12 protein-coding genes are annotated in these 13329 nt (G+C 68.0%); 4 read left to right on the forward strand and 8 right to left on the reverse strand.

The window, feature by feature from the left end; all coding sequences use genetic code 11:
* Nucleotides 1–19: 19 nt before the first annotated feature.
* A complete protein-coding gene (locus ACSC1W_RS00720) occupies nt 20–1579 on the reverse strand; it encodes an Hvo_1808 family surface protein (protein WP_435344510.1) in 1560 nt (519 codons plus the stop codon).
* Nucleotides 1580–1663: 84 nt separating this feature from the next.
* On the opposite strand from ACSC1W_RS00720, the gene ACSC1W_RS00725 reads away from it, so the two are divergent.
* Nucleotides 1664–2245 (forward strand): cysteine hydrolase family protein, encoded by a 582-nt coding sequence (locus ACSC1W_RS00725; RefSeq protein WP_435344512.1) that lies wholly within the window; start codon nt 1664–1666, stop codon nt 2243–2245.
* A gap of 163 nt (nt 2246–2408) precedes the next feature.
* Here the strand turns inward: ACSC1W_RS00725 and ACSC1W_RS00730 are convergent, their stop codons facing one another.
* The gene (locus ACSC1W_RS00730) at nt 2409–3278 is read right to left on the reverse strand and encodes a DUF8155 domain-containing protein (protein ID WP_435344514.1); all 870 of its coding nucleotides are present in this window, start codon (nt 3276–3278) and stop codon (nt 2409–2411) included.
* 54 nt (nt 3279–3332) lie between these two features.
* On the opposite strand from ACSC1W_RS00730, the gene ACSC1W_RS00735 reads away from it, so the two are divergent.
* Nucleotides 3333–4016, forward strand: a complete 684-nt coding sequence (locus ACSC1W_RS00735) for a lipoate--protein ligase family protein (RefSeq protein WP_435344516.1) — start codon at nt 3333–3335, stop codon at nt 4014–4016.
* Nucleotides 4017–4040: 24 nt separating this feature from the next.
* A complete protein-coding gene (locus ACSC1W_RS00740; protein WP_435344518.1) occupies nt 4041–5324 on the forward strand; it encodes a dihydroorotase in 1284 nt (427 codons plus the stop codon).
* Nucleotides 5325–5333: 9 nt separating this feature from the next.
* Here the strand turns inward: ACSC1W_RS00740 and ACSC1W_RS00745 are convergent, their stop codons facing one another.
* The 5 genes from ACSC1W_RS00745 to ACSC1W_RS00765 all read right to left on the reverse strand — a co-directional run bounded on the left by ACSC1W_RS00745 (nt 5334) and on the right by ACSC1W_RS00765 (nt 11946).
* Nucleotides 5334–5669, reverse strand: a complete 336-nt coding sequence (locus ACSC1W_RS00745) for a DUF7268 family protein (protein WP_435344520.1) — start codon at nt 5667–5669, stop codon at nt 5334–5336.
* Nucleotides 5669–6604, reverse strand: coding sequence for an ABC transporter permease (locus ACSC1W_RS00750; protein WP_435344522.1), 936 nt, complete (start codon nt 6602–6604; stop codon nt 5669–5671). The genes ACSC1W_RS00745 and ACSC1W_RS00750 overlap by 1 nt, the downstream gene beginning before the upstream one ends.
* A 2-nt stretch (nt 6605–6606) precedes the next feature.
* Nucleotides 6607–7650: an ABC transporter permease gene (locus ACSC1W_RS00755; RefSeq protein ID WP_435344524.1), complete on the reverse strand. Its 1044-nt coding sequence runs from the start codon at nt 7648–7650 to the stop codon at nt 6607–6609.
* Between the two features lie 71 nt (nt 7651–7721).
* A complete protein-coding gene (locus ACSC1W_RS00760) occupies nt 7722–9380 on the reverse strand; it encodes an ABC transporter substrate-binding protein (protein ID WP_435344526.1) in 1659 nt (552 codons plus the stop codon).
* 106 nt (nt 9381–9486) lie between these two features.
* Nucleotides 9487–11946 carry a dipeptide ABC transporter ATP-binding protein gene (locus tag ACSC1W_RS00765; RefSeq protein WP_435344528.1) on the reverse strand — a complete coding sequence of 820 codons (2460 nt, stop codon included), beginning with the start codon at nt 11944–11946 and terminating at the stop codon, nt 9487–9489.
* A 106-nt stretch (nt 11947–12052) separates the two neighbouring features.
* On the opposite strand from ACSC1W_RS00765, the gene ACSC1W_RS00770 reads away from it, so the two are divergent.
* Nucleotides 12053–12565: a DUF7529 family protein gene (locus ACSC1W_RS00770; protein ID WP_435344530.1), complete on the forward strand. Its 513-nt coding sequence runs from the start codon at nt 12053–12055 to the stop codon at nt 12563–12565.
* 4 nt (nt 12566–12569) lie between these two features.
* On the opposite strand, the gene ACSC1W_RS00775 is transcribed toward ACSC1W_RS00770, so the two are convergent.
* Nucleotides 12570–13325: a DUF5806 family protein gene (locus tag ACSC1W_RS00775; RefSeq protein WP_435344532.1), complete on the reverse strand. Its 756-nt coding sequence runs from the start codon at nt 13323–13325 to the stop codon at nt 12570–12572.
* Between the last annotated feature and the right edge of the window lie 4 nt (nt 13326–13329).

A 13329-nucleotide genomic window follows, 5' to 3' on the forward strand; every position in this document is an offset into this window, starting at 1 on the left:
AAAGGAGTTTGGCCCGGGTTCAGGCCCCGCCCGTGACGGCCGGGCTGGCGGAGACGCTGGCGTTCGACGTCCCTGCGCCGGCCCGGACGCCGTTCAGGTCCTCGACCGTGGGCGCGTTGACCACGACGACGGTCGTCCCCTGCTGGACGACGTAGTACGCGTCACCGAACTCCTCGTCGTCGGCGATGCGGAACGTGTCGGGTCGTCCGTCGACCGGTTCTGCCCCGTGGTGTGCGAGGAGTTCCTCGTATCCGGCGACGAACTCGGCCGCGTCGTCTTCGGTGTCCCACTCGAACTTCCAGACGTAACCGGTCTCGTTGGTCGACGCCGAGTCGGCAGTGACGTAGGGCAGGAGCCTGTCACCGTCCCAGCCGGCGGTCACCGGGTGGTCGTAGTTGAACGGGTCGGTCTGGTTGAGTCGCTGGCCGTCGTAGTTCAGATGCTCGCGGTACGGGACGACGACCTCCTGTAGCGACTGGCTCTCCTGCGTCTCGACGAAGGACGGGTACCACATCATCACGAAGAGTCCGGCCTCGCCGAAGGAGGCGTGGTCGACCGGCCCCTCCAGGTCGAGCACCTCCCACTCGCCGGAACTGGTGTCCTCGATGGTGACGTCGGTGGGCTGGTCCTGCTCGTACAGGTCCGGGTGGATGGTCTGTTCCGTGCTCGCCGGGGGGTTCTCGTACACCGCGTTCACGGCCTCCCAGCCGCCCCGCTGGTGGAGTTGCTGGACGAACACCACGCCGTCGCTGTACGGCTGGAACGAGACCTGGTACAGACCGATGTGGATGTCCGGCTGGGCGCCCCCGCCCTGCTGCTGGGGCAGCAGGCAGTCCCAGTCGGCGTCGCAGCGGTCCTGGTACAGCTGGTCGACGTAGTTGCCGTCGCCCTCGATGATGCCGTCCCGGGCGTTGTGCAGTTCCTGCGTCGACTGGTTGTAGTCGGAGACGTTGAACCGCTGGTCCTGCAGGGCGTGGAACAGCTCCTGGGAGAGCGTTATCTCGTTCATCTCGGGGGTCTCCGAGTCGGAGACGATGACGATGCGCTCCTCGGTCGGAGAGTAGAACCCGCCGACCCCGCCCGCGAAGTTGCGGTTCTGGACGGCGATGGCGTCGGTCGACTCGTTGACCATGAACATCGCCTCCCACTTCACGTTCTGGTGGAGGCGGTTCGCCGCCGTCGTGTTGCTCGACTCGACCTGCTCGACGTACTCCTGGCGGGTGAGTATCTCGACCGGAACGCGCTTCTCGAACTCCAGTCGGCGGATCTCTTCGACGCGAGCCATGCCGCGGGCGACGACGGCGTCGAGTTCGGAGTCGTTCAGGCCGTCGCTCCGGTCGACGTCGATGCTCTCGTTGTACCAGTAGCCGTCCTCCCAGCCGAGGACGTCCTCGTCCGGGTCGGCCGGTGCCACCGAGGCGTCGCCCTCTCCCGGGCCTGTCGCCGTGGCCGTCTGTGACCCGTCGGTCGCTGCTGTCGTCTCCGTCGCCGGTGCCGTCGTGTTCGACGGCCCGGTGACCGCGCCACAGCCAGCGAGGACGACGAGCAGGGCGACGAGGAGGGTCGGGAGTGGTCGCATGCCTCGGTAAACGGTCCACGGCGAAATAAACGACAGGTTCGCGGTGGCACAACCGATTTGGCCGCGCCGTTCGAACTGTCGAACATGAACTTCGACACCGACGACACGGCGCTCGTCGTCGTGGACATGCAGAACGGCTTCTGCAAACCGGACGGGAACCTCTACGCACCCGGTAGCGAGGCGGCCGTCGACCCGGTCGCGTCGCTGGTCGACCGGGCGCACGAGGCGGGCGTCCGCGTGGTCTTCACCCGGGACGTCCACCCGCCGGAACAGTTCGACGGCGCCCACTACTACGACGAGTTCGAACAGTGGGGCGAACACGTTCTCGAAGGGTCGTGGGGGGCCGAACTGGTCGAGGAACTCGACGTCCGGGAGGAGGACTACGTGGTCGAGAAGCACACCTACGACGCGTTCTACCAGACGGAACTGGACGGCTGGCTGAGCGCCCGTGGTATCGACGACCTCGTCATGTGCGGGACGCTGGCGAACGTCTGCGTGCTCCACACCGGGGGGAGCGCCGGACTGCGTGATTACCGGCCGGTGCTCGTGAAGGACTGCATCGGCGCCATCGAGGACGAGCACAGGACGTACGCGCTGGAGCACGCCGACTGGCTGTTCGGCGAGGTGACGACGGCCGACGAGGTGTCGTTCGTCGGGAGCGAGTGACGGACGTCGTCGTCGTCGTCGTCGCCGAGACCGAATAGCGAGCAGGCGACGCTTCGAGGGGACGACCGACGGGGCGTCGCACACCCGCGGACCGTCGGTCGGTGCTGTCTCAGGTCACCCCGGCGTTGGCCGCGTCCTCTGCAATAAACCCACGGAGCGACGGCTACGTTGGCTCGACCGTCACGGCGACGGACTCGCCGACCTCGAAGGTGGCGTCCGGACAGACCAGTTTCGCGCCGAACCCGTCGTCTCGGGCCAGAAAGAGCGAGAGCCCGTGGACCGGGTCGCCGTTCGCGCGGACGGTCACGTCGTCCCAGGCGACGGTGCGGTCGGCGGCGACGCCGACGCGTTCCCCGAGGAAGGCGACCGGGCCGTCGGCGCCGCCGAACAGGCCGCCGTGGTCGTAGTGACGGAGGCCGCCGTCGAGTACCGCCGTCGACCCGTCGGCGGCCGTCGCGGCGATGCCGACGAAGCCGGTTCCCGGGCGGGGGTGGGCGGGCGCGTCGAGCAGCGCCCACGTCTCACCGACGGCGACCACGTCACCGGTGCCGTCCCACGGGACGGGGTCGACGGTCACGTCGGCGACCACCGGGAGCGACCCCGAGGCGCGCCGGAGGTGCTGGTCGGGTCGCCGGAAGCCGACGTGGAGGTGCGGGTCGACCCACGGTCCGAAGAACCCGGGGAAGACGAGGTCGCCGAGGTCGTCGCCGACGGCCACCTCGTCGCCAGGCCCGACGACCGGGTCGACGTGCATGACGCGGGCGACGAGGTCGTCCTCGTCGGCGGAGAGGCCGGGCGTCGCGTCCACGTCGACCGCGACGAGCACGAGGTGGTCGTCCTCGTCGGCGTAGGGGCGTGGCGGACCGCGCACGGTCACGGTATCGAGCACCTCGCCAGCGACGGGACTCGACGCGCAGTCGTCCCCGGGGTAGCAGTCGACCGCGTGCCCCCGGTCGTGGGCCGGGTACGGCGAGTTGTAGAGCGAGAGCCGGTCGTACTGCGACAGGACCGCCGGGCCGAGCGTGACCACCATCGGGCGTCGCTTCGGACCGGACGGGTTTAGACGCGTCGCCCCGAAGCCGAGGACATGCGAGTCGTACGTGGACGCGCCGGGACGCCCGTCGCCGACAGCGAGGCGACGGCCCGGTTGCTGGACGAGGTCGGCGAGACGGGCGAACCGGCCGTTCGAGTGTGGGCACCGCACCGGATCGTCGCGTTCGGCCGTCGCGACGCGAACGAACCGGGCTACGAGGCGGCCGCCGCCGCCGCCCGGGACGCGGGATTCGACCCCGTCCAGCGGAGCGTCGGTGGCCGCGCCGTCGCCTACGACGGCGAGACGACGCTCGCGTTCGCCCGCCTCGTGCCGGTCGAGGACGCCCGGACCGGCCTCGACGACCGGTACGAGGCGCTCACCGTCGACGTACAGCGGGCGCTGCGTCGACTCGGCGTCCCGGCAGAGCGTGGCGAACCGGCCGACGCCTTCTGCCCCGGCCAGCACTCGCTCCAGCGCGACGGGAAACTCGTCGGCATCGCACAGCGCGTCAGGTCGGACGCGGCCGTCACCTCCGGCGTCTGCATCGTCCGGAACCACGCTGAACTCGCGGCGGTGCTCGACGAGGTGTACGCCGCCCTCGACGCCCCCTTCGACCCCGACGCCGTCGGAAGCGTCGAACGCGCCGCCGGCACCGCCGACCCCGACGTCGTCCGCGAGACGCTGGAGACCGAACTCGCCGGCCCGGACGCGACGGTCGAACCGCTTCGGGAGACTTAGGGCCGCGCCGACGGGAGTGAACGTATGCTCATCGGCAACGCCACGCTCGCGGACGGGACCACCGCCGACGTGCGCGTCGACGGCGACACCATCGACGCCGTCGGCGACCTCGGCGGCGAGTACGACCTCGACGCGACGGGCAAACTGCTCCTCCCCGGTGCTATCGACGCACACGTCCACTTCAGACAGCCCGGCTTCTCGCACAAGGAGACGTGGGCGACCGGTTCGAAGAGCGCCGCCGCCGGCGGCGTGACCACCGTCGTCGACCAGCCGAACACCGACCCGCCGACCGTGACCGGGGCGGCCTTCGACGAGAAGGCCCGTCTCGCCACGGACTCGCTGGTCGACTGGGGCATCAACGGCGGCGTCACCGGGTCGTGGGACCCCGACTCGCTGTTCGACCGTCCCCTGTTCGCCCTCGGCGAGGTCTTCCTCGCGGACTCGACCGGCGACATGGGAATCGAGGCCGACCTGTTCGCCGACGCGGTCGCACGGGCGGGTGCGAACGACGTGACCGTGACGGTCCACGCCGAGGACGCCGACCTGTTCGACGAGGACGCGCTCGCGGCCGCCGGCGACGGTATCGGCCGCGACGCAGACGCCGACGCCTGGTCAGCCTACCGGACTGCCGAGGCCGAGGCCGCCGCCGTCGAGCGCGCCTGCGACGTCGCCGTCGAGTCTGACGCGGCGGTCCACATCGCCCACACGTCGACGCCGGAGGGCATCGACGCCGCGGCCGAGGCCGGGGCCACCTGCGAGGTCACGCCACACCACCTGTTCCTCTCGCGGGCGGACCTCCCGGACCTCGGCACGTTCGGACGGATGAATCCGCCGCTTCGCTCCGAGGAGCGTCGAGAAGCCGTCTTCGAGCGCGTCGCCGACGGGACCGTCGACATCGTCGCGACGGACCACGCACCCCACACCCGCGCCGAGAAGGAGGCGAGCATCCGGGACGCCCCGTCGGGCGTCCCCGGCGTGGAGACGATGGTCCCGCTCCTGCTCGCCGAGGTCGCGGCCGGCCGACTCGACGCCGAACGCGTCCGCGACCTGGTCGCGACCACCCCGGCCGACGTCTTCGACCTGCCCTCGAAGGGGCAGGTCGCCGAGGGTTACGACGCGGACCTCGCGCTGTACGACGTCGACGCTCCCCGCGAGATTCGCGGCGAGGACCTCCACTCCAAGTGCGGGTGGACGCCGTTCGAGGGCCGGACCGGCGTCTTCCCGGAGTTGACGACGGTTCGCGGGACGGTCGTCTGGGACGCGGTCGAGGGCTTCGGTGAGGCAGTCGGTGAGAACGTCCGGTCGTAGGTCGGCCGGTCAGAACGCGAACACTTCGAGGAGCGCACTCCCGACCAGCAGTCCGCCCCCGAACCCACTGATGCGCGCCATCGCGCGCCGGGACCTGGTCTCCGTCCAGTCCGAGTCCAGATCCATGTGGTCCTGCATGTTCTCGACCCCTCGACCCGCCATCACCGACCCCGACCATCCGAGCAGGCCGATGCCGAGGGCGAGCGCACCGACGGCGAAGACGGTCTCTACGGCACGTACCGGTGGCTCACCTGTCGCGAGTAACGCGAGAACCGCGAGGACGCTCACGACGACGCCCGCGACGAGCGCGTCGGCGACGAGTCGGACCCGGCGGACGACGTTCATCAGTCGACAGTGTCACGCATCCGCGGGTCGAGTGCGTCGCGCATCCCGTCGCCGAGCAGGTTGAACCCGAGGACGGTGACGGCCAGGAACAGCCCCGGGAAGAACGACATCCACCACTTCCCGGTGAGCAACCCGTTCTCGACGCCGTTGGAGAGCATCAGGCCCCACGACGGCGCACCGGCCTGTGCCCCGAAGCCGAGGAACGACAGGGCGGCGATGTCGATGATGGCCAGCCCGAAGTTCAGCGTCGACTGGACGGTGATGGGTGCGAGCGTGTTCGGGAAGATGTGTCTGACGAGCACACGTGGGTCTGCCGCCCCGAGTGCGACCGTGGCGTCGATGTACTCGTCTTCGAGCACCTTCAGCGCCGCCCCGCGGACGACGCGGGCGAACCGCGGCGTGTACACCAGTATCAGCGCGAGGACGGCCTTCCAGAGGCCGGCACCGAAGATGGCGACGAGCGCCAGCGCGAGGAGCAGGGACGGGAACGCGAGCAGCACGTCCATCGTGCGCATGATGACGTTGTCAGTCGCGCCGCCGTAGTAGGCGGCGATGATGCCGAGTCCGACGCCCGCCACCGTCGAGATGGCGACGGTGATGGTGCCGAACTTCAGTGCGATCCACGCGCCGTACAGCGTCCGCGAGTAGATGTCGCGTGCCGATGCGTCGGTCCCGAACAGGCCGGCGGATTCGGCCGCCCCCGTCCAGACCGGCGGTGCGCGGTCGGGGATGGTGCCACCCAGTTGCGAACTCCGGAGTACGTCGATGTCGTACGCGAACCGTGCGAAGATGGCCAGGAGCAACATCCCGAAGATGATGGTGAGTCCGATGAGTGCGAGTCGATTCGACAGCAACTCGGAGAGGAACGGCGAGTTGCGCAGTCGGTCGACGACCCCCCTGTCCTCGAAGTCGCTGGTCTGTGTCTCAGTGCTCATTGTTATTGTTCGATCCGCGGGTCGAGGTAGCTGTACGTGATGTCGACGCCGAGGTTCACGAGCGTGAACAGCAGCGCGAACGTCAACACGGTCCCCTGGACGACGGGGTAGTCGGTGTCGCTGATGGCCTCGACGAGCGTCGTCCCGACGCCGCCGATGCCGAACACGGTCTCGGTCAGCACCGCGCCGCCGAGGAGGCTCCCGAACTGGATGCCGATGACCGTGACGACGGGGATGAACGCGTTCCTGAAGCCGTGTTTCAGGACGGTTATCTTCGCACCCTGCCCCTTCGCGCGGGCGGTCCGCATGTAGTCCTGTCTGACGACCTCGAGCATCGACGACCGCATCATCCGGGAGATGAGCGCCATCGAGTAGACGCCGATGGTCACCGCCGGCAGGAACATGTGGTGGACCGCCGATATCCAGGCGTCGAGGCGGCCGAGCAACAGCGTGTCGACCGTGACCATCCCGGTCAGCGGGAGTTCCATCCCGAACAGCGTCCAGTGGTCGTCGAGGAAGATGGTCGAGGAGATACGGCTCCCGGCGGGGAAGAGGCCGAGCCACGCCGAGAAGAACAGGATGAGCAGCGGTCCGGACCAGTAGATGGGCACCGAGATGCCGGTGAGGGCCCCGATGCGGGTGAGGTGGTCCGTGAGGCTGTCCTGCTTCACGGCCGAGAGGACGCCCAGCGGGATGCCGAGCATGATGCCGATGGCCTGTCCGTAGAGCGCGAGTTCGATGGTGACGGGCAGCCGCGTCGCGAGCACCTGCCGGACCGGGTTCCCCTGCGAGACCTGGTAGGAGTCGCCGAACTTGAACTGCGCGGCGTCGACGAGGAACCGACCGTACTGGACGTACAGCGGGTCGGTCAGCCCGAGGCTCTCACGGACCGCCTCCACCTGGGACTGTGAGGCACGCTGCCCGACGATGATGCGGGCCGGGTCGCCCGGCGCGAGGTGGAGGATGGCGAACACCAGCGACGCCACTCCGAACAGCACCGGAACGAGCAACAACAGCCGTTTCAGGACGAACCGCTTCGAAACCATGTTGTAAGACGGTGGGACGTTAGATATCCCGGGTAAAAACGCTTGGTATCCGGCCGCGGGTCGCCGAACCCTCAGCCGAGCTGGACCTGTTCGAGGAACGGACCGCCGACGGAACTGACGGTGTAGGAGTCGGGGACGACCGCCTCGTTCACCGCACGGAGCGTCTGGGCGTAGTCGATGAACACCCAGGGGGCTTCGTCGTTCGCGATGGCGCTCGCCTCCTCGTAGAGGGTCTGGCGGGTCGACTCGTCGTAGGTCGACTGGGCGTCACGGACCTTCTGCATGTACTCGGTGTTCGCCCACGCGGACACGTTGAGGGTGCTGTAGTTCTCGGTGTCGAAGCTGACCCAGTCCTGGCCCTGCGGGACGGCGTCCAGCGAGACCTTCGGGTCGAGCAGGACGTACATGAAGTTGTCCGGGTCGGCGTTGTCGGTGTACCAGCCGAGGAAACACGCGTCGTGGTTCCCCTGGTCGGTGTAGTCGAGGTAGGAACTGAACGTCGAGAACTGGTTCAGGTTCACGGTCATGCCGATCTCCTCGAGGTCGGACTTGACCTGGTTCGCCGTCTGGACGGGGCTCGGGTTGTACCCACGCGGGTTCGAGAAGTGCGCCAGTTCGAACTCGAGGTTCGAGACGCCGGCCTCCTCGAGGAGCGTCTGTGCTTGCTCCTTGTCGTGCGGGTACGGTTCGAGGTCGTCGTTGTGCCCCATCACGTCCGGCGGGAGCGGCTGGTCGGCCTGGCTGGCGAAGCCCTGGTAGATGTCGTTGACGATGGCCTCCGTGTTGATGGCGAGGCTGATGGCCTTCCGGACCTGCTTGTTGCGGAACGCCTCGACGCGCTCCATGTTGAACGCCATGTAGCCGACGTTGATGCCGTTCTTCGAGACCAGTTCGGCCGTGTCCGAGTCCTGGGCCTGCTGTGAGGACTGGGAGTCGAGGTTGTCGGTGATGTGGGAGTCGCCGTTGATGACGTCCTGGACGCGGGTCGAGTTCTGGCCGATGGTCTTGAACACGACGCCGTCGACGTTCGGGCCCTCGCCCCAGTAGTCGCCGTACGCGCCGAGGCTGACGCGGGAGTTCGCGTTGTCGAGTTCCTCGAACGTGAACGGACCGGTCCCCTGCGGGTTCGTCCCGAGGGCGGTCTGGTCGTCGAGGGACTCTATCTGGGCCTTCGAGAGGATGGCCGCGGCGAACATCGCCAGGTTGCGCAGGAACGGCGCGTACTGCTGGACGAGGTTGATCGTGAGTTCGTAGTCGGAACTGGCGTCGATGCTCTCGACCCAGTTGCCGAAGGTGAACGGCCCGTAGCCCGAGCGGGCGTCGCCGAGGTAGTACTCGTACTCCGAGTCGGTGAACCGCTGGATGGTCGCCTTCGCGTCGGCGGCGGTGAACTCCTCGCCGTTGTGGAACGTGACGCCCTCACGGAGCGTCAGGGTCGCCGTCGTCCCCTCGAGCCCGTACTCCGTCGCCAGGCCGTCGATGAGCTGGCCACCGCTCCCGGCCTCGAACTGGATGAGCTGGTCGAATATCTGGTTGGTTACCTTCGCCACCTCACCGCTCGTCGTCTGCTGTGGGTCGTAGTTCTCGGGGTGGTCACCACGCGCGTAGACCAGTGTCCCACCTCCGTCGCCACCTGTTAGTGAGCCTAGACATCCTGCCGTCATCGTCGTCGCGACGGTCGCTCCACCTGCCGCTTTCAAGAAGTTCCGCCGGTCGATATCACGTGCCATAGGCAACGATTGCTACCACTGGCTTTATAAACATACCGATAGGGTGACAACAGTTCACAAAACTAATGTAGTGAACTACGATTCGAGTACACTCTTCGCCGAGAGGTTACCGGTCGTCGACCAGGTGACAGGCTGCCGGATGGGGTCCGTCGCCACGGGTGGGTTCCTCGCGCTCGCAGGGGCTCTCGAAGTGCTCGCGGAGCAGGTCGGCAGCGTCCTCCCAGTCGTCGTCGACGAGTCGCTCCGTCGCCCGGGCGACGACGTCGCCGACCTCGCCGGTCGGTCGCGTGTCGAACTCGCGGTCGAGTATCTCGTCGACCACCGCCTCCGTGTTCGCGCCACCGTCGGTCGCCGCCGCAGTCGCCCGCTCCTCCCGTTCCGCGGTGGCCTCACGGACGACGTCGACGGGGATGTCCCGGTCCTCGACGCGTTCGCGGTAGTTCATCACCTCGCGGTAGAGCTCCTGGTCGACGTTCAGGCCGTCCGGTTGGATGACCTGTGGACACCGCGTCCGGAAGTTACACCCGGAGGGCGGGTCGATGGGACTCGGCACGTCGCCCTTCAGGATGACGCGGTCGTCGGTGTCTGCGAGCGGGTCAGGTCTGGGAATCGACGACAGGAGCGCCTGCGTGTAGGGGTGCCGTGGGTCGTCGAACAGTTCCACGGTCGGCGCGCTCTCGACGACCTTCCCGAGGTACATGACCGCGACGCGGTCGCAGATGTGCCGGACGACGCTCAGGTCGTGGGCGATGAACAGGTAGGTCAGCCCGAACTCCTCCTGCAGGTCCTCGAGCAGGTTCAGTATCTGGGCCTGCACGGAGACGTCCAGCGCCGACACCGGTTCGTCGGCGACGATGAAGTCGGGGTCGACAGCGAGCGCACGGGCGATGCCGACGCGCTGGCGCTGCCCGCCCGACATCTCGTGTGGGTACCGGTCGAACTGCGCCGGGTCGAGACCCACGGCCTCCATGAGTTCGACGGCGCGGTCCCGGCGGGCCTCGCGTGCCGACCTGTCGCCGGTGTCCTCGGGCAGACCGTGTATCTTCAGCGGTTCGACGATCGTCTGGCCGACGGTCATCCGGGGGTCCAGCGACGACAGCGGGTCCTGGAATATCATCTGGAGGTCCCGGCGCTTCTCCCGGAGGTCGCCGCTTCCGCCGCCGATCAGGTCGTCGCCGGCGTAGACCACGGTCCCGCTCGTCGGTTCCAGCAACTGGAGGATGGTCCGGCCGGTGGTCGACTTGCCACACCCGGACTCGCCGACCAGCCCCAGCGTCTCGCCCTCGTAGATGTCGAGCGAGACGCCGTCGACCGCCTTGACGGTCTGTGGCTCGGTCGCCAGCCACTTGTCGAGCAGGTCGTCGGCCTGCGAGAAGTACTTGCGCAGGTCCTCGACGTGGAGCAACGGGTCGCCGGTGAACGTCTTCGACTCGGCCGACATCGCGGGTTCCTCGGCCCCGTACTCGCTCCTGTCGAAGTCCTCGAGGATGCACTTGGCCCGGTGGTCGGTCGTCTCCGGTCCGTGCTGGAGGTACGGAATCTCCCCGCTCGTACACTCCTCCTTGGCCCACGGGCACCGCGGCGCGAAGTGGCAGCCATCGGGCATGTCGATGAGGTCGGGGACGTTCCCCTCGATGGGGTCGAGACGGTCGGTGTCCTCCCGTGGAATCGACTGCAGCAGTGCGTACGTGTAGGGGTGTGACGGGTCGTGGAATATCTCCTCGACCGGTCCCTCCTCGACTATCTCGCCGGCGTACATGACGGCGACGCGGTCGCAGGTCTCGGCGACGACGCCGAGGTCGTGGGTGATGAAGAGCACGGACATGCCGAGGTCGTCCTGCAGGTCGTTGATGAGGTCGAGAATCTGCGCCTGGATGGTCACGTCCAGCGCCGTCGTCGGTTCGTCGGCGACGAGCAACTGCGGCCGACACGCGAGTGCGATGGCGATGAGGACGCGCTGGCGCATCCCGCCGGAGAACTCGTGAGGGTACTCGTCGATGCGGGCCTCGGGTTCGGGTATCCCGACGGCGTCGAGTATCTCGATGACGTCGTCGACCACCTCGTCCGGGAGGTCCTGTCCCGGGAACGCTTCGCGGACCGCGTTCAGCCACGTGTCCTTCCGTTGCCCGCCGTAGCGGTGGAGTTTCAGGCTCTCGGCGACCTGCTCGCCGACGGTCATCGCGGGGTTGAGCGAGGTCATCGGGTCCTGGAATATCATGCTCATCTCCCCGCCACGGATGTCGCGCATCACCGTCTCGGGGGCGCTCGCCAGGTCCACGACGCCGTCGGTGACGAACTCGCTCGCCCGTTCCTCGTACTTCTCTTCGAGACGCTCTGCGAGGTCGTCGTCCCTGAACAGTATCCGTCCGTCCGCCACGTCGCCCGGTTCCTCGACGAGTTGCATCGCCGAGAGCGCGGTCACGCTCTTGCCAGACCCACTCTCGCCGACGAGTCCGACGGTCTCGCCGCGCCCGACGGTGAGGTCGATGCCGTCGACTGCCTTCACCGTCCCGCGGGCGGTGTCGAACTGCGTTCTGAGGCCGGAAATAGACAGGAGATCGGTCACTATTGGATTGGCGGCGTTGACGAACAATAATTCTTCGCATGCGGCGTGGCCACCGGCCGTCCGGGGAGTGGAAGGCTTTTTGTCGGTGGCTACCTCGGCCGAGAGTATGGACGAGTTCGAGGACGCCGAGGCGGTCGAGACGGTCGCCAACCGCGTGACGCCCGTCTGGGGGCAGGTCGTGGCAGACATGGAAGCGACCGCCGAGGAGTACCGCGAGGACGGCTGGACTGCGGTGGAGTGCCACCCCGGCGACGTCGCCGCCATCGCCGACGAGGACGTCGGGCGGGACGACGCCCGGACGGGACTGGACGTCCTGGTTCCCGACGACGAGTTCGACACCGTCGCCGACCTCGTCGACGGTCCCGGCGAGTTCGACGAGGTCGACGTCTTCCGTGCAGAGCAGAACGGCGTCGTCTTCTTCGTCGCCGCGCTGGAGAACGAGACGGCCGAGGCGGTCGTCCTCGTCCCGGCGTACTACAGCGTCGGGAGTTCGGAGTCGTTCGTCGAGATGGTCCGGCGGGAGGGCGAACTCAGGATTCACGTCCGACCGCTCGACCGGCGTCGCATCCTGACGTTCGCACAGACCGACCCCGACCTGTTCCTGCCGGAGTCGGACTGAGGCCTCAGTCGTCGTTCCGCAACTCGGCACTCGCCTCGCGAACCTCCCGCATCACCGACGAGATTCGCTCCTCGGCGTCGAGTTCCTCGTCGACCGAGAGATCGACGCCCTCCACTTCGAGCAGGAACTTCGCGACCTCCGTCGACTCGTACATCACGTCGTCCAGTTCCTCGGCCGTGAAGAAGTCACACATCGCGCCGTAGAGGAACGTCGCGCCCGCCTTGCGTACCTTCTCCTCGAACGCCGACCGGGCCTGGTTGACCGCCTGCGGCGTGTACGTGTCGGTCATGAACGGGACGAGTTCGGGCAGGTTCTCGCCGATCTTGGTCATCTCGACGCCCGTCTCGGTGCGGAAGTCGGAGCACAGGCGGCCGATGGCCCACTCCCGGGCCGTGATGTACGTCCGGTCGCGGAGGAACTCGTTCACCCGGTCGTACTGGGCGCCGTCCATCTTCTGGAACCGGTCGTACCTCGCGACGTCCGCCGGGACGTCCAGCGTCTCCTCGTCCGGGACGCCCGGGGTCGGGTCCGTGACCTGCTCGTCGTCGGAGACTCGCTCGTCCGGCGCGTCCGGCGCCTGCTCGCCGCCTCCGTCGTCGGAGACTCGCTCGTCCGGGGCATCCGGCGCCTGCTCGCCGCCCCCGTCGTCGGAGCGGGTGACCGTCCCGCCGTTCTCGACGGCGTCACTTCCTTCGGTCACGTTGTCCCCCTCGACAACGTCTTCCCCATCGAGTCCGTCGCCGGACTGCTCCTCGGTCATGGGC

The sequence above is a fragment of the Haloarchaeobius marinus genome (assembly GCF_051207415.1).
Classification (GTDB): Archaea; Halobacteriota; Halobacteria; order Halobacteriales; family Natrialbaceae; genus Haloarchaeobius.